Below are 15168 nucleotides of genomic sequence, written 5' to 3'. Positions count from 1 at the left end.
TATATTTACTATTTTTTTGTAACTCGTAATTTGTCATTCGTTATTTGTTATTTGTTTTTTCTCTAATTTTATACCTCTCTTCATTACTTTTAGTCTTTAAGATGATTTCTCCTAAAAAACCTGCAATAAATAACTGTGTACCAATAAGCATAGTAGTAAGTGCAATATAAAACTGAGGTCTATCAGCAATAAGGCGACCATTAGGGTTGATAAATAATTTATCAATTCCAAGGTAAGCTGAAAATAAGAATCCTATAAAGAACATCAGTACCCCCAATGCTCCAAAAAAGTGCATTGGTCGTTTGCCAAAATGCGACAAGAAACTAATAGTGATAAGGTCTAAAAATCCGTTGATAAACCTACTCATACCAAATTTCGTAACACCATATTTGCGAGCTTGATGTTGCACTACTTTCTCAGTAATACGATTGAACCCCGCATTCTTTGCTAATACGGGAATATAGCGATGCATCTCTCCTGATACTTCAACATTCTTTACAACCTCTTGTTTGTAGGCTTTAAGCCCACAATTAAAATCGTGAAGTGTGAGACCTGAGGTTTTACGTGCTGCCCAGTTGAAAAGTTTAGAAGGTAAGTTCTTTGTTAAAACTGAATCGTAACGCTTTTTCTTCCAGCCTGATACGAGGTCATATCCTCCTTGGGTAATCATATTGTAAAGCGCAGGAATCTCATCAGGACTGTCCTGCAGGTCGGCATCCATAGTAATCACCACATCTCCTTGTGCTTGTTTAAAGCCAGCGTGTAGTGCTTGTGATTTACCATAGTTGCGCAAAAAGCGAATACCCTTTATGTTGCTATCTTTAGCCGATAATTCTTCAATCACCTGCCAAGAATTATCAGTACTACCGTCATCTACAAAAATAATTTCGTAGGAATAACTATGTTCAGTAAGTACTTTATGTAGCCACTGATAAAGTTCGGGTAATGATTCTTGTTCATTGAGTAGTGGTATGACAATTGATATATTCATTAGAAAATATTTACTTCAAATTCTAAAGTGATGCCAAATTGCTTGAGTACAGTTGCTTGTACATAATGAGCCACAGCTAAAATTTCTTTGCCAGTAGCTTTTCCATAGTTCACAAGCACTAAGGCTTGTAAGTTGTGTACCCCTGCATCTCCCTTTCTATATCCTTTGAGTCCTGCGCGATCTATCAACCAACCAGCAGGCACTTTCACTTGTGTTTCATCAATAGAATAAGAAGGAATATCTGGATATTGAATTTTTAATTCTTCGTAATTTGTTTTTGAAATAATAGGATTTTTGAAAAAACTACCACAGTTCCCTAATGTATCAGGATTAGGCAGTTTGCTTTGGCGTATACTTATTACTATTTCCGAGAGTTGTTTAGGAGTAGGGGAGGAGAGCCTTCTTTCGGCGAGTAGCTGTTGGATAGCCCCATATTCGGTATGCAAAAGATGATTGCGTTTGGTGAGTTTAAAGGTAACTGCTGTAATAATATAATTGCCTTTTTCTTTTCCTTTGAAGATAGATTCGCGGTAGCCAAAACTACATTCAGCGTTAGTAAAATTTCGCTTTTGTAAACTGTGAATATTGATAGCCTCGCAACTCTCCATTACATCTTTGATTTCAACCCCATAGGCTCCAATGTTTTGCACAGGGGTAGTTCCTACATTTCCATAGATAAGTGAGAGGTTTTCAAGTCCACCATAACCTTGAGATAAAGTATATTGCACAAACTGATGCCAGTTTTCACCTGCTTGTGCTTTAATCCATACATTATCGTTATTTTCTTTTACAATGCTAATACCCTTTAGAAGAATATGTAATACAGGTTGTGTGATATCTTGGGTGAGTAACATATTGCTTCCTCCACCTAAAACAAAAGGATTTTTGTGTTGTTGCAAAGCCTCAACTAAAGCCTCTTCGCTGTGTATAGGGAGGTAAATGTTTGCTTTGACATTGATATTGAAAGTGTTAGGTATTTGCATAACGGCTTATCTAAAATCACCGCGCAAAGGTAAGAGATAATTAGCAAATTAGCAAATTTAACATTGATTCTTCGCTTGTTAGCTAAGATGGTAAAAGATAAAAAACTAACTAAAAATTTGGAACTATAAATCTAAAAGAAGTATATTTGCAACGTATTATAGTTTTATTAGCAATTATGGAGCTTGATATCCTCAAAAATAATTGGAGTGATGCACAGATAGTAGATGTATCTTATCAGAAAGGAACTTTACTATTAGCGTTAAAAGACTATCAAAATATAATATATGAGTACCTTTTTGAAAAGGTTTTTGCATTATCATTTGAGAATTATCTAAATGAAGATATTAGTGAGATACATTCTTCTTTTTGGAAAGAAGAAAATGATACCATTTGCCAAATAGATATTCTATCAGCTTGGACAAATAAAGAAATTGTATGCTTTTCATTTTTTACGCATTAACTATGGCAGCAGAAGCTTATGTAATATTTGAAGATGCTACTTGGTATCAAAAGCATAAAGAAGAAATTAAAGAACAGATTATTTCTTTAGATACTTATGTACATCATCCAATGCTAATAGGCACTTATCTAATAAAAGAAGGTGAATATTGGCTAAAAGGTATTGAGAGTAAGCCTCCCCCAGCTGATTGGTCATATAGTGTACGTATCTTTTTAGATCAAGAGGACTATATTTTTATAGAAATCAGTGCACATCCCCCAAGTATAGAGAGAACCCTTACACAATTTTTAAATTGGATAAGAAAGCAAACCCCTATCGTTTTTCAAGATGAAGACGGAGAGGATTTTGGTTATCAATAAATTAATTATGAACTCAAAAGAAATAGCAAATGGCATACTTCGTGCCGTAGGAATCATTGTTTTAGTAGTATTAGGGCTCTATACACTCTACTTACTGCAATCTATTATTATTTATCTCATTGTATCATTGGTACTGACACTAATGGGGAAACCTCTTATTCAGTTCTTCTATAAAAGGTTAAAAATAAAGAGTAAAACCGTCTGTGTTATCCTTACAATGACAATTTTTATCTTGTTAGCCTTGAGTGTTTTTAGCTTGTTTATCCCACTACTTGTTTCACAAGGCAAGAACCTATCAGGGCTTAATATCGATTTACTCAAAACTAATATAGACAACCTTATTCAACAAACCCTCAGTAAGGTAGGTCTTCAAAAAGAAGATTATTCTTTTGGAGTACAAGAAATGTTGAATTTTATTGATATTCCTAACTTTCTTAATTCTTTTATCTCTTTTATTAGTGATTTTGGAGTGGGAGCCTTTTCAGTACTCTTTATCAGCTTTTTCTTTATGAAAGATGGTGAAAAAATTCTTATAGCCCTTCTTTCAACTTTTTCTGTCCACAGAAAACGAAAACTCAAAACCTCTATTTTCAAAATAAACAACCTCTTATCACGTTATTTTGTAGGATTGATACTTCAAATCACCATACTTTTTGTGATTTATACTGTTATATTGCTTATTTTTGGAGTAGAGAACGCCTTTATTATCGCACTACTTTGTGCATTACTCAACCTTATTCCTTACGTAGGACCAATGATAGGCTTTGTATTAATGGCACTCCTTACAATGAGCAGTAATCTGCAAAACGATTTTATGACGGTAAGTCTACCTACTACTATCTATGTACTTATAGGCTTTATTGTAGGACAATTTATAGATAATGTTTTCTCTCAACCTCTTATATTTTCAAACTCCGTAAAATCTACTGCCTTAGAGATTTTTCTCATCACGCTTATCAGTGGTACGCTTTTCGGTATGGTAGGAATGGTAGTAGCTATCCCAGCCTATACCGTATTGAAGGTAGTTTTAAAAGAATTTTTTCCTAATAATAAGATTGTAGAGTTACTCACTAAAAATCTATAGTTATGAAACAACTATTGGTTTGTAGAAATATCCGATAAAACAAAAATACAATTCTGGTGCATAACTAAAAATATAACTTTGAATTTTACAAAAGCTAAATTACTCTTAATCTACTATTTTTCAAACAACTAAAAAAAATAACTAAGAAAAAAAGTGCTTTATATAGCAACTAATCAAAATATTATTCGTAACTTTGTATCCTAAATATCAAAATTGATAAATTTTAAAAGAAATGAGTAAATACGACGTTATTGTATTAGGAAGTGGTCCTGGTGGTTATGTTACTGCCATTCGCGCTTCTCAATTAGGTTTCAAAACCGCTGTAATCGAAAAAGAAAACCTCGGAGGTATCTGCCTCAACTGGGGTTGTATCCCTACTAAAGCTTTGCTAAAATCAGCACAAGTGTTTGAATATCTTAAACACGCTGAAAGCTATGGTATCAAAGTAAAAGATGGCTCTTTCGACAAAGATTTTCCTGCTGTTATCAAACGTAGTCGCGATGTAGCCTCTACAATGAGCAAAGGGGTACAGTTCTTAATGAAAAAGAACAAAATAGACGTGATTATGGGCTATGGTACTCTTAAACCTGGCAAAAAAGTAGATGTAAAAGATAAAGACGGTAAAGTAACTGAATATAGTGCCGACCATATCATTATCGCTACTGGAGCTCGTTCACGTGAGTTACCTGCACTTCCTCAAGACGGTAAAAAAATCATCGGTTATCGTCAAGCACTTACTCTTCCTGAGCAACCTAAAAAAATGATTGTAGTAGGTAGTGGTGCTATTGGTATTGAGTTTGCTTACTTCTACAATGCTATGGGTACCGAAGTAACTATTGTAGAGTTTATGCCTAATATCGTTCCTGTAGAAGATGAGGATATTTCAAAACAACTCGAAAAGAGCCTCAAAAAATCAGGTATTAATATTATGACTTCTGCTGAGGTAACAAAAGTAGATACTTCAGGTAAAGGAGTAAAAGCGTTCGTGAAAACCGCTAAAGGTGAAGAAATACTTGAAGCTGATATCTTACTCTCTGCTGTGGGTATCAAAACAAATATAGAAAATATTGGTTTAGAAGCAGTTGGTATCAAAACTGAACGCGATAAAATTCAAGTAAACGAATTCTATCAAACTAACGTTCCTGGTTATTATGCTATTGGTGACATAGTACCAGGACAAGCCTTAGCACACGTAGCTTCTGCTGAAGGTATTATTTGCGTTGAAAAGATTAAAGGAATGCACGTAGAACCACTTAACTATGGTAATATTCCTGGTTGTACTTACTGTACTCCTGAAATTGCTTCAGTAGGTCTGACCGAAAAACAAGCTAAAGAAAAAGGCTATGAAATAAAAGTAGGTAAATTCCCATTCACAGCCTCTGGTAAAGCTAATGCCGCTGGTACTACCGAAGGCTTTATCAAAGTAATCTTCGATGCTAAATATGGTGAATGGTTAGGTTGCCATATGATTGGAGCTGGTGTTACCGATATGATAGCTGAAGCTGTAGTAGCTCGTAAATTAGAAACTACAGGTCACGAAATCATCAAAGCTGTACACCCTCACCCTACTATGAGCGAAGGCGTAAAAGAAGCTGTAGCCGCTGCTTATGGTGAAGCTATTGATATTTAATTAGTACTTACAAATTTAAACAAATATCTAAAAACTCCAAGTAACACAATTGCTTGGAGTTTTTTAATATTTTGCTGTTTGGTATCTTCTACATTCAATATAAAATAAATGACGAAGTACAATTTTGGAAGAGAAAAGGTATAGAAAAATAAGTGATATATTCTTTCTAAAATAAAAATATATAAATACTATGTATTTGATAAATAACTGTTTAATAAATATTTTATAAAAAATATTAAAAAAAGTTTGCGAAAAACTTGCAAGAAATGAAAAATCGTTATACCTTTGCAACCGCAAAACAGAAATAATAAGTTCATATACATAAACGGAGAGGTGCCGGAGTGGTAACGGAGCAGATTGCTAATCTGTCGGCGGGTAACCGTCGCCTGGGTTCGAGTCCCAGTCTCTCCGCATCTAAATGTACTCATTAGATAAGTTTCTCGGGGCGTAGCGTAGTCCGGTCATCGCGCCTGGTTTGGGACCAGGAGGTCGCAGGTTCGAATCCTGCCGCCCCGACAATAAAATATTTCATTAATGTTCCTTTAAGTAGCATTTTTGAAATATTTTTTTTGAAATATAGGGTCACGTAGCTCAGCTGGATAGAGCATCTGCCTTCTAAGCAGACGGTCACAGGTTCGAATCCTGTCGTGATCACGAGAATTTGTTTCATTTTGTATTAAAATTTATGTTCGAAATAACGCAGAGTTTCCGCTCTGCGTTATTTTGTTTTAAAAAGTAAGTGACCTTCTTTTTTATTTAAGAAAACTTTTTTTGTTTATAAAGTTTTTATCCATACCTTTGCACCCGCAAAACAAAGAACAGAATAATGAAACACTCCTTATTTATACTATTTTTAGCAGCATCACCTTTCATTTTTGCCCAAGAAGCAATAAATGATTCTCTACAAGAACTCCCTAAAGCAGAACAGAAAGCTCATAGAAAAGCACAATTAGAACGTACTTTGTCAAAAATGTGGGAACTCGACCGCGAAGACCAACGCGGTACTTTTAAACTCGTAGAATACCTCCCTATGTATATAATGCCCTTCCGCTATACCGATGTCCCTACCGAGCAACCCATAAGTCTTAACCCCGACCGCCCCATCCCCGAATGGAGAGATTATCAACACGTAGAAACAAAATTCCAAGTCAGCCTAAAAGCTAAAATTATGCAAGACGCTTTTGGTAAAGGCGATGTGTGGGTCGCTTTCACCCAGCAATCGTATTGGTAGATGTACAACGGTGAGCTTTCACGTCCGTTTAGGGAACTGAATTACGAACCTGAACTCATCTTTACCTATCCGCTAAACTTCTCAGCAGGTAACCTAAAAATGAAAATGATAGGCTTATCCGTAAATCACCAATCTAATGGTAAAGAAGCGGCACATTCCCGCAGTTGGAACAGAATTATTTTATCAGGTATTTTCCTATGGAATGATTTAATGATTAATAGCCGTTTCTGGTGGCGTTTTTCAGAAAAAGCAAGAGAAGATGACAATCCCGATATTGAGAATTATATAGGACGTTGTGAATTGGGCATTGCTTATCCATTCCGTAAAAATGTTTTTAATTTGCGAGTGAGAAATAATTTAAATTTTAATCATAATCGCGGACACATAGAGCTGAATTGGGTATATCCGCTGAGTCGCGACCTGCGTATTTTGTTGCAAGCATCTCACGGTTATGGCGATTCCCTCATCGATTATAATTATAAACAAACAGTTGTAGGCGTAGGATTTACCTTCTTAAGCCTTTAAATAAACCAATCTTATCTCTTACCTCTTACTTCTTATCTAAAATAAAGGAAACTTTTTTTGTTTATTAAGTTTTTTTGTTATACCTTTGCCCCCGAATTAGAGAAAACAGCGTATGAAAGAAGAAATCGTGAAAAGAGCCTTAAACGACTTTATGCAGTACGGGTTTAAAACCTTTACAATGGACGATTTGGCTAACAAAATGGGGATGTCTAAAAAGACACTTTACGAACATTTTCCCTCTAAAAGCGACTTGGTAGAAGCTACATTAGATTACGCTTTAGAGATGAGTTGTAAAAATGTAGATACTTTTGTACAAGGAGAAGGTTCAGTGATAGAAAATGTATACCGCAACCAAAAAAAGGTTCAGGAAGTTTTCAACATCAATAGCGATCGCCCTATCTGGGAACTACAAAAATACTATCCTAAAACATACGAACGTATGGAAAGTGAGTTCGCTAAATCTGATGCACTTTTTATAGATAAACTCTTAGAAAAAGGTTGGCAAGAAGGTCTTTTTAGGAAAGATATTAATGTGAACTTCTATAAGATTTTCTATAGTAGTGTACAACGTCTTCGTTCTATAACTCATACTTTCCCTGGAAGAGAATTTCCTTTCTGGGAAACTATCTATACTATTATAGAGTACTATTTCAGGATACTTGTCAATGAAAAAGGACTTAAAGAATTAGAACGGGTATTAGAACAAGAAAGAAAGCAAAAAAAATAAACTAATTTCAGTTGCTAACAACTAATGACTAAAAACAAATATCAATGAAAAAAATCATTACGAGTGCTTTGTTGTGCCTCAGTTTTGTGAGCTTTGCACAACAAAAAGAATTGACTTTAAAAGATGCTATTCGTTATGCTTTAGAAAATAAAGCTGATGCCGAAAAAGCTCGCTTAGAAGTAAAGAAAAGCGAATACCAAATACAAGAAGTACGTGCTAATGCACTTCCTAATATTTCAGCTTCTGGAGGTATGGTCTATAATCATAAACTACAAGCTACTTATATTGATGCTAGTACCTTTGCTTTTCCAGGTATGCCCGCAAGTGATGAACCATTAAAAATGGAAATGGGACAAAAATGGACAGCTAATGCCGAAGCTAAACTTACCCAAGTACTCTTCAATCAATCGGTATTTATGGGACTAAAAGCAGCGCGTACTACCCGTGAGTTCTATATGCTCAATCAACAACTTACTGAAAATGACATTATAGAAAAGGTAGCCAAAGCTTACTATCAAGTATACCAAACCCGACAAACATTAGAAAATATAGAAAGTAATTTAGCTCTTACTGAGAAAACAGCTAATGTAGTAAAAGGATTAAACCAATCAGGTTTATCTAAAAAAATAGATGTCGATCGTACTACAGTAGCTGTAAACAATCTTAAATCGGCACGCCAGCAAGCGCTTAACGGATTACAACTTTCCGAAAATGCACTTAAATATATGATTGGTATGCCTATGAATGAGGCTATTACATTGCCTAAAGAAGGATTTGAAGCTAATTATGATTTGGCTTTCGATAAAGGAAATACCAATAACCGTATAGAGTTACAAGTACTTGAGAAACAAAAACAACTTTTAGATATTAATGTAAAGGTACAACGTGCAGCGCTCTATCCATCATTAGCATTGCAAGCAACTTATGGTTATTTGAGTATGGGACCTAAAATACCAATTTTTTACGGTAAAAAAGATAAAGTATACGGTTCTGATTATTCAGCTATCACTTTAGGAGTGAATATACCTATTTTTTCAGGTTTTGGTACACGTGCTAAAATACGTCAAGCTCAGATAGAAAGTCAAGCGCTTGAAGCTACACTCAAAGATACTCGTTTGGCAATGGATTTGGCTTATGAAAATGCTCGTAGCCAACTCACTAACAACCTCCTTACTATTGATTCACAAAAAGAAAACGTAAAACTCGCTGAAGAGGTGTTACTCAATACTCAAAACAACTATCAACAAGGGTTAGCTTCTCTCACTGATTTATTAGAAGCTGAACGCTCTCTATCCGATGCTAAGAATAACTATACTACTGCCTTGTTAGACTATAAGTTGGCAGAAATTGAACTGCTAAAATCACAAGGGAAGTTAGAGACAATGAAGTAAGAAAATCCCATATCAAATCATAGAAGAAAAAAGGCTACCTAAACAAAATCAGGTAGCCTCTTTTTATAAGTTTTAACGAAGTAAATATAACTTTTTTTTGGAGTAATCTATCACAGCTTTTTTCTTCAGTAGTAAATCAGCTCCTATAACACCGTGTACAGGAAGCAAGTTAAATTGTTGTAATGCTTCGTTTACGTGGGTCAAATTAAATAAAACTAAAGGAACTCTACGGATGCTTAATGAACCTATTTCTAAGTGATTTTTTATAGCGACCTGTGTTTCCATAGCACTTGCTCCTGCACCAGCAGCTTTTATCTCTGAGTCTTCAGCTTCTAAATTGAAATAGGTTATCCACTCTATTCCTACACAAGTATTAGAAGCTCCAGAGTCTAAAATAAAACGTCCTCCAATACCATTAATTTTAGCTTGCACTACAAGGTGTTGGGTAAGAGTAAACTCAAGCGGAATAGCAATATATCCTTTCTCTATGAGTAATTTGTTTAATGTAAGTCCCATTTGCTTTTTACTTCATTTACTATTTCCTTAATGTTTTGTTCTTTTGCTTTGGGGTAGATAAGTAACACATCATCTCTATCTACTACAATGTAGTTTTTGAGTCCATCTATTACCACACATTTAGCTCCTTCAGTGCGGATAATATTGTTTTCAGCATCTTTGAGTAATACTCTTGCGTTGATAACAGCATTTTGAGCACTATCTTTTGGTGATTTCTCGTGTAAAGAGCCCCAAGATCCTAAGTCATTCCAATCAAAATTAGCAGGGAGTACATAAATATTAGTAGAAGGCTCTAAAATAGCGTAGTCTACCGATATATTTTCAGCTTCAGGGTAGGCTTTAGCTATAAAGTCTACTTCGTTTTCGGTATTATAAGTGTCTTCCCCTTTTTCAAAGAGTTCATACATAGCAGGTTGATAGGTTTTATAAGCGTTGAGTACGGTTTGGGTACTCCATATAAAAATACCTGCATTCCATAAAAAATTACCTTGTTTTAAAAACTCTTTGGCAGTGGCATAATCGGGTTTCTCACGAAATTGATTTACTTTCTTGATGTTAGTATTGTCGTCTTTGTCGTATTGTATATAGCCATAACCTGTGTTAGGGGAAGTAGGTACGATTCCTAAAGTGAGGATGTTGTTAGCCTTTTGTGCAGCATTGAAACACGTAATCACATTGTGCATAAAAGCCTTTTCGTCTTCAATCCACGCATCACTGGGGGCTACAATCATTACTCCATTAGGGTTACGCTTGTTCACTTTCATTGCCGCATAGAGTATGCAAGGAGCTGTATTGCGCATACAAGGTTCTAATACCAAGTTTCTAGGCAATATATTAGGGATTTGTTCTTCTACAATTTCCTTGTATCGCTCGTTTGTGAGAATGAGAATATTTTCCTGAGGGATAAACTTCTGCAAGCGGGAATAGGTGCGTTGCAAGAGTGTTTGCCCTGTGCCGAGCATATCGTGGAATTGTTTAGGGTATTCAGTAGTACTTACAGGCCAAAAGCGCGAACCTACTCCGCCAGCCATAATCACTGCATAATAATTGTTCACCATATATTTGTAATATTTTAATTCAGTTTTTTAACTTTTAATAAGTTCAACTTCAGCGTGAGGTTGAAAGATGTATTTTTTGCCAGAGCTTATTTCTATACAATCATAACATTTCACACGGCGTTGCCCTTTGCGAAATACACGTCCATCCTTGATACGAAAAGTACTTCCTATTGGAATTTCATAAATAAAACTTACATTTTCACTCGTGTCAAATTGTTTGAGGGCTATAGCCAACACAGGGTCAACATCACTGCTGGACATAGGGTTTAAAAAATGTCGTTGCAATACGCCTAATAATTGTTGAGGAAATATTTCTGGAGTGATAAAAGGTCTCATTAGTTGTTGGAAAGTGTATTTCCATTCATTACCGTGTGGCTTGATAAGTCTGCCAAACCGTTCAAAAGCTATCAAATGTGCTACTTCGTGAATAAAGGTTATCAAAAAGCGGTATTTATTAGCAGAAGCATTCATTGTAATGAGATGTTGCCCGTTAGGAAGTTGCCGATAATCTCCGTGCCTTGTTTTTCGCTCGTTTACAATACGCAAATAAATATTGTTTGCCTTAATGAGTTCGAAACAAGGAGTTACAGCGTTTTCGGGTAAATATTTAAATAAAATTTCTCTCATAGTCTGCAAATGTACAAATAATATTTTACATCCGCAAAAAAATAATCAATTGTAAATTTATAAACTCGTGAATTTTCTTTATCTTTGCCGTGTTTGTAAAACAAAGAAAAATATGTCGCTCATAAGTTATTTAAAATTTTTTATAAAATCAACGAATCAACACGGAGTGCATTCTCCTTTTATCTACAACTTTGTAACTCGTTGCTTGTACAATAAACAGTTAGTAAAATCAAGTGAAATTACTGATTATTCATCAATTATATCTAAAAAACAATTTATTTCATTGCTGAAGATTATTCGTTATTTGGAAGTAAAAACTATTTTTACAGATGAAAAGGAACTTTCTATAAACGAAAATTGCAGTCTTATAACCGAATTACAAACTGCAACGACTTATGATCTTATTTTTATCAATTATCCCAAAGAGAATTTGGATTTTTATTTGAATTATATGCACAACGATAGCACTCTCATCATCAATAATATTCACCGAAAAGAAAATGAACCTTTATGGAAAAAAGTTATAGAAAATGAAAAAGTTACCGCTTGTATAGATGTATATTATCAAGGGTATATTTTTATAAGAAGAGAACAGCCTAAAGAGGTTTTTTATATAAGATAAGAGGTAAGAAATATAAAATCTTACCTCTTATTTCTATTTCTTATTTACCAAGAAGATAGGCAAAAATAAGTGGAGCTACAATAGTAGCATCCGATTCTACAATAAATTTAGGGGTGTCAATATCTAATTTACCCCAAGTGATTTTCTCATTAGGCACAGCTCCTGAGTATGAGCCATAGCTAGTAGTTGAGTCAGAAATCTGACAGAAATACGACCAGAAAGGTACGCCTTCCCATTCTAAGTCTTGATACATCATAGGTACTACACAAATAGGAAAATCTCCTGCAATACCACCTCCTATTTGGAAGAACCCTACACCTTTACCTCCTGAATTTGCACGATACCATTCGGTGAGGTAAATCATATATTCAATACCTGTTTTCACAGTAGAGGCTTTTAAATTCCCTTTGATTACATTGGCTGCAAAAATATTACCAGTGGTTGAATCTTCCCAACCTGGACAAACGATAGGTAAATTCTTTTCGGCAGCTGCTAATATCCAAGAATTTTTAGGGTCAATTTCGTAATATTGCTCTAATACTCCTGATTTTACTACTTGGTATAAAAATTCGTGAGGAAAATAGCGTTCACCTTTACTTTCGGCTGCTTGCCATACATCTTCCAAGTGCTTTTGTAAACGACGAAAAGCTTCTTCCTCAGGAATACAAGTATCAGTTACACGGTTGTAATGACCATCAAGGAGTTCTCTTTCTTGCTCAGGAGTGAGGTCGCGATAATGAGGTACACGTTTGTAATGAGAGTGTGCCACAAGGTTCATTACATCCTCTTCAAGGTTAGCTCCTGTACACGAGATGATATCTACCTTACCTGCGCGAATCATCTCAGCAAGTGAAATTCCTAATTCTGCCGTACTCATTGCTCCAGCAAGTGCCACGAGCATTTTTCCGCCTTCAGTAATATGGGTTTCATACCCTTTAGCAGCATCTACTAAAGCTGCTGCATTGAAGTGTAAAAAGTTTTTCTCAATGAATTGAGAAATAGGTCCTTTACTCATCTTTGATTAGTTTAAAAATCTAAATTATTCGGCAAAGATATAAATAATCTATCAATTTAGCAAATTAATATTTTGTATATCAAAAATATTTCGTACCTTTGCCGCGTTTTCAGTCCCTCTACAAAATTCTATTCAATAATATCTTAATTTAAAAAGAGGAAAAACACTATCTTATTCTACTGAAAAAAATCATTTACTTTATTAACAACTATTTATAAAATGTCTAACATTACAGATTTAAAATCTAAAAAGCTACCTGAATTGCAGGAAATAGCAAAGGGGCTAAATGTGCCTAAGTATCGCTACTTAAACAAGCCTGAACTTATTAATCAAATTATTGATTTTCAAGAAAAACAAACCAATCAAACTTCTCAAGAACTTCCTAAAAAAAATGCTGCTACAACAGCCGAAAACACTAATTCACCATCTAAAAAAGAACGAAAGAAAAAAATAGATGCCCCTCAAAAAGTAGGAAGCTCTAAACAAGAAAATTTGTCTAAAAATACAATAAATAAAGAAACTGCAGAAGATAATAAAGTAGAAATAAAAGCAGATACTAAATCTAATTTTCAACGAAAAAATAATTCTCTTACCCCTTCTTCTACTAACAATAATCAATCTAAAACACTCCCCCTTTCAAATAATAACAACAATAACAATAATAATGGTAATATTGCAAACAATAACAGCAATAACTATTTGAATATCAATAATGAAAACTTTGATAAGGAGAAAAAGAATCGTTATAGAGCTCCTGATTTTGAGTTTGATAGTATTGTAGATTGCGAAGGAGTTTTAGATATTACCCCAGAAGGGTATGGTTTCTTGCGCTCGTCTGATTATAACTACTTAGCTTCTCCCGATGATATCTATGTATCAGCTTCTCAAATCCGTTTGTTTGGCTTACAAACAGGTGATACAGTTCACGGTGAAGTGCGTCCGCCTAAAGATGGTGAAAAATACTATCCTCTTCTCAAAGTAATCAAAATTAATGGTTTAGACCCTCAAGTGGTACGAGATCGCGTGCTCTTTGAACACCTTACACCACTTTTTCCTACTGAAAAATTTGAATTAGCAGGAAAAGGAGCAACGCCTTCTACACGCCTCATCGACCTTTTTGCGCCTATAGGAAAAGGACAGCGTGGGATGATTGTAGCACAACCTAAAACGGGGAAAACAATGTTACTAAAGGATATAGCTAATGCTATTAGCAAAAACCATCCTGAAGTATATTTGATGGTGCTTCTCATTGATGAACGCCCTGAGGAAGTAACCGATATGCAACGAAGTGTACGTGGTGAAATTATTTCGTCTACCTTTGATAAAGAAGCCTCTGAACACGTGAAAATAGCCAATATAGTTCTTGAAAAAGCCAAACGATTGGTAGAATGTGGTCACGATGTGGTAATTTTGTTAGATTCTATTACACGCTTGGCTCGCGCTTACAATACTGTGCAGCCTGCTTCAGGTAAAGTGCTTACAGGCGGGGTAGATGCCAATGCACTTCACAAACCTAAACGTTTCTTTGGGGCCGCCCGCAATATAGAAAACGGAGGATCTCTTTCTATCATAGCTACCGCACTTACCGAAACAGGTTCTAAAATGGATGAGGTGATTTTTGAAGAGTTTAAAGGAACCGGTAATATGGAATTGCAGTTAGACCGCCGTATTGCCAACCGCCGTGTGTTCCCTGCTATTGATCTAATGGCTTCATCTACTCGTCGCGACGATTTGCTTTTAGACGAAAATACGCTCAATCGCATCTGGGTATTACGTAAATATTTAGCCGATATGAATCCTATAGAAGCAATGGAATTTATGGAAAAACAAATCAAACAAACTCGAAATAACGAAGAGTTTTTAGCGACAATGAATAACTAATTATTAAAAAGTTATTTTTGTATTTCTTGTAAAACAATAAGTTATAAAATAAGTTAAAAAAACATCG

General features: G+C 35.0%; 14 protein-coding genes, 3 tRNA genes and 1 pseudogene. 12 read left to right on the top strand and 6 right to left on the bottom strand.

The window, feature by feature from the left end; genetic code table 11:
* Positions 1-40 precede the first annotated feature (40 nt).
* Both CBG49_RS10170 and murB read right to left on the bottom strand, forming a co-directional pair.
* The gene (locus CBG49_RS10170; protein WP_088594400.1) at positions 41-991 is read right to left on the bottom strand and encodes a glycosyltransferase family 2 protein; all 951 of its coding nucleotides are present in this window, start codon (positions 989-991) and stop codon (positions 41-43) included.
* The gene (gene murB, locus CBG49_RS10165) at positions 991-1974 is read right to left on the bottom strand and encodes a UDP-N-acetylmuramate dehydrogenase (protein WP_088594399.1); all 984 of its coding nucleotides are present in this window, start codon (positions 1972-1974) and stop codon (positions 991-993) included. The genes CBG49_RS10170 and murB overlap by 1 nt, the downstream gene beginning before the upstream one ends.
* 146 nt (positions 1975-2120) lie before the next feature.
* On the opposite strand from murB, the gene CBG49_RS10160 reads away from it, so the two are divergent.
* The 10 genes and pseudogenes from CBG49_RS10160 (at position 2121) to CBG49_RS10115 (ending at position 9382) form a co-directional block, all read left to right on the top strand.
* A complete protein-coding gene (locus tag CBG49_RS10160) occupies positions 2121-2435 on the top strand; it encodes a hypothetical protein (protein WP_227002880.1) in 315 nt (104 codons plus the stop codon).
* Between the two features lie 2 nt (positions 2436-2437).
* The gene (locus CBG49_RS10155) at positions 2438-2794 is read left to right on the top strand and encodes a hypothetical protein (RefSeq protein WP_088594397.1); all 357 of its coding nucleotides are present in this window, start codon (positions 2438-2440) and stop codon (positions 2792-2794) included.
* A 7-nt stretch (positions 2795-2801) separates the two neighbouring features.
* Positions 2802-3878, top strand: a complete 1077-nt coding sequence (locus tag CBG49_RS10150) for an AI-2E family transporter (protein ID WP_088594396.1) — start codon at positions 2802-2804, stop codon at positions 3876-3878.
* A gap of 232 nt (positions 3879-4110) precedes the next feature.
* Positions 4111-5508 carry a dihydrolipoyl dehydrogenase gene (gene lpdA / locus CBG49_RS10145; RefSeq protein WP_088594395.1) on the top strand — a complete coding sequence of 466 codons (1398 nt, stop codon included), beginning with the start codon at positions 4111-4113 and terminating at the stop codon, positions 5506-5508.
* Between the two features lie 327 nt (positions 5509-5835).
* A tRNA-Ser gene (locus CBG49_RS10140) sits at positions 5836-5919 on the top strand.
* 30 nt (positions 5920-5949) lie between these two features.
* Positions 5950-6024, top strand: a tRNA-Pro gene (locus tag CBG49_RS10135).
* Between the two features lie 64 nt (positions 6025-6088).
* Positions 6089-6162: transfer RNA gene (locus tag CBG49_RS10130), tRNA-Arg, on the top strand.
* A 169-nt stretch (positions 6163-6331) separates the two neighbouring features.
* Positions 6332-7264: pseudogene (locus CBG49_RS10125) on the top strand (phospholipase A).
* Positions 7265-7376: 112 nt separating this feature from the next.
* Positions 7377-7991, top strand: a complete 615-nt coding sequence (locus CBG49_RS10120) for a TetR/AcrR family transcriptional regulator (RefSeq protein ID WP_088594394.1) — start codon at positions 7377-7379, stop codon at positions 7989-7991.
* A 44-nt stretch (positions 7992-8035) separates the two neighbouring features.
* On the top strand, positions 8036-9382 hold the full coding sequence (locus CBG49_RS10115) for a TolC family protein (RefSeq protein WP_088594393.1): 1347 nt from the start codon (positions 8036-8038) through the stop codon (positions 9380-9382).
* Positions 9383-9454: 72 nt separating this feature from the next.
* Here CBG49_RS10115 and CBG49_RS10110 read toward each other — a convergent pair whose 3' ends face one another.
* From CBG49_RS10110 to CBG49_RS10100, 3 genes are read right to left on the bottom strand one after another with little or no spacing between them, the layout of a single operon-like run.
* Positions 9455-9898, bottom strand: coding sequence for a retropepsin-like aspartic protease (locus CBG49_RS10110; RefSeq protein WP_088594392.1), 444 nt, complete (start codon positions 9896-9898; stop codon positions 9455-9457).
* A complete protein-coding gene (locus CBG49_RS10105; protein WP_088594391.1) occupies positions 9883-10956 on the bottom strand; it encodes a mannose-1-phosphate guanylyltransferase in 1074 nt (357 codons plus the stop codon). The genes CBG49_RS10110 and CBG49_RS10105 overlap by 16 nt, the downstream gene beginning before the upstream one ends.
* Before the next feature lie 27 nt (positions 10957-10983).
* On the bottom strand, positions 10984-11583 hold the full coding sequence (locus CBG49_RS10100) for a SprT-like domain-containing protein (RefSeq protein ID WP_009412092.1): 600 nt from the start codon (positions 11581-11583) through the stop codon (positions 10984-10986).
* A 283-nt stretch (positions 11584-11866) separates the two neighbouring features.
* On the opposite strand from CBG49_RS10100, the gene CBG49_RS10095 reads away from it, so the two are divergent.
* Positions 11867-12205 (top strand): hypothetical protein, encoded by a 339-nt coding sequence (locus tag CBG49_RS10095; RefSeq protein ID WP_227002879.1) that lies wholly within the window; start codon positions 11867-11869, stop codon positions 12203-12205.
* A gap of 40 nt (positions 12206-12245) precedes the next feature.
* Here the strand turns inward: CBG49_RS10095 and CBG49_RS10090 are convergent, their stop codons facing one another.
* On the bottom strand, positions 12246-13220 hold the full coding sequence (locus tag CBG49_RS10090) for a deoxyhypusine synthase family protein (RefSeq protein WP_088594389.1): 975 nt from the start codon (positions 13218-13220) through the stop codon (positions 12246-12248).
* 219 nt (positions 13221-13439) lie between these two features.
* Here CBG49_RS10090 and rho point away from each other — a divergent pair, with 219 nt between their 5' ends.
* The gene (gene rho / locus CBG49_RS10085) at positions 13440-15101 is read left to right on the top strand and encodes a transcription termination factor Rho (RefSeq protein WP_088594388.1); all 1662 of its coding nucleotides are present in this window, start codon (positions 13440-13442) and stop codon (positions 15099-15101) included.
* Positions 15102-15168 lie beyond the last annotated feature (67 nt).

Origin of the sequence: Capnocytophaga endodontalis (genome assembly GCF_002209445.1) — a bacterium.
Taxonomy (GTDB): Bacteria; Bacteroidota; Bacteroidia; order Flavobacteriales; family Flavobacteriaceae; genus Capnocytophaga; species Capnocytophaga periodontitidis.
Note: the sequence above shows the minus strand (reverse complement) of the source record. Positions and strands in the feature narration are given on the sequence as shown.

Excerpts from the sequence above, each read along its gene's own strand:
- rho (WP_088594388.1), top strand. The coding sequence starts at position 13,440 with ATGTCTAACATTACAGATTTAAAATCTAAAAAGCTACCTGAATTGCAG.
- murB (WP_088594399.1), bottom strand. The coding sequence starts at position 1,974 with ATGCAAATACCTAACACTTTCAATATCAATGTCAAAGCAAACATTTAC.
- CBG49_RS10090 (WP_088594389.1), bottom strand. The coding sequence starts at position 13,220 with ATGAGTAAAGGACCTATTTCTCAATTCATTGAGAAAAACTTTTTACAC.
- CBG49_RS10115 (WP_088594393.1), top strand. The coding sequence starts at position 8,036 with ATGAAAAAAATCATTACGAGTGCTTTGTTGTGCCTCAGTTTTGTGAGC.
- CBG49_RS10150 (WP_088594396.1), top strand. The coding sequence starts at position 2,802 with ATGAACTCAAAAGAAATAGCAAATGGCATACTTCGTGCCGTAGGAATC.
- CBG49_RS10155 (WP_088594397.1), top strand. The coding sequence starts at position 2,438 with ATGGCAGCAGAAGCTTATGTAATATTTGAAGATGCTACTTGGTATCAA.
- lpdA (WP_088594395.1), top strand. The coding sequence starts at position 4,111 with ATGAGTAAATACGACGTTATTGTATTAGGAAGTGGTCCTGGTGGTTAT.
- CBG49_RS10120 (WP_088594394.1), top strand. The coding sequence starts at position 7,377 with ATGAAAGAAGAAATCGTGAAAAGAGCCTTAAACGACTTTATGCAGTAC.
- CBG49_RS10105 (WP_088594391.1), bottom strand. The coding sequence starts at position 10,956 with ATGGTGAACAATTATTATGCAGTGATTATGGCTGGCGGAGTAGGTTCG.
- CBG49_RS10170 (WP_088594400.1), bottom strand. The coding sequence starts at position 991 with ATGAATATATCAATTGTCATACCACTACTCAATGAACAAGAATCATTA.
- CBG49_RS10100 (WP_009412092.1), bottom strand. The coding sequence starts at position 11,583 with ATGAGAGAAATTTTATTTAAATATTTACCCGAAAACGCTGTAACTCCT.
- CBG49_RS10110 (WP_088594392.1), bottom strand. The coding sequence starts at position 9,898 with ATGGGACTTACATTAAACAAATTACTCATAGAGAAAGGATATATTGCT.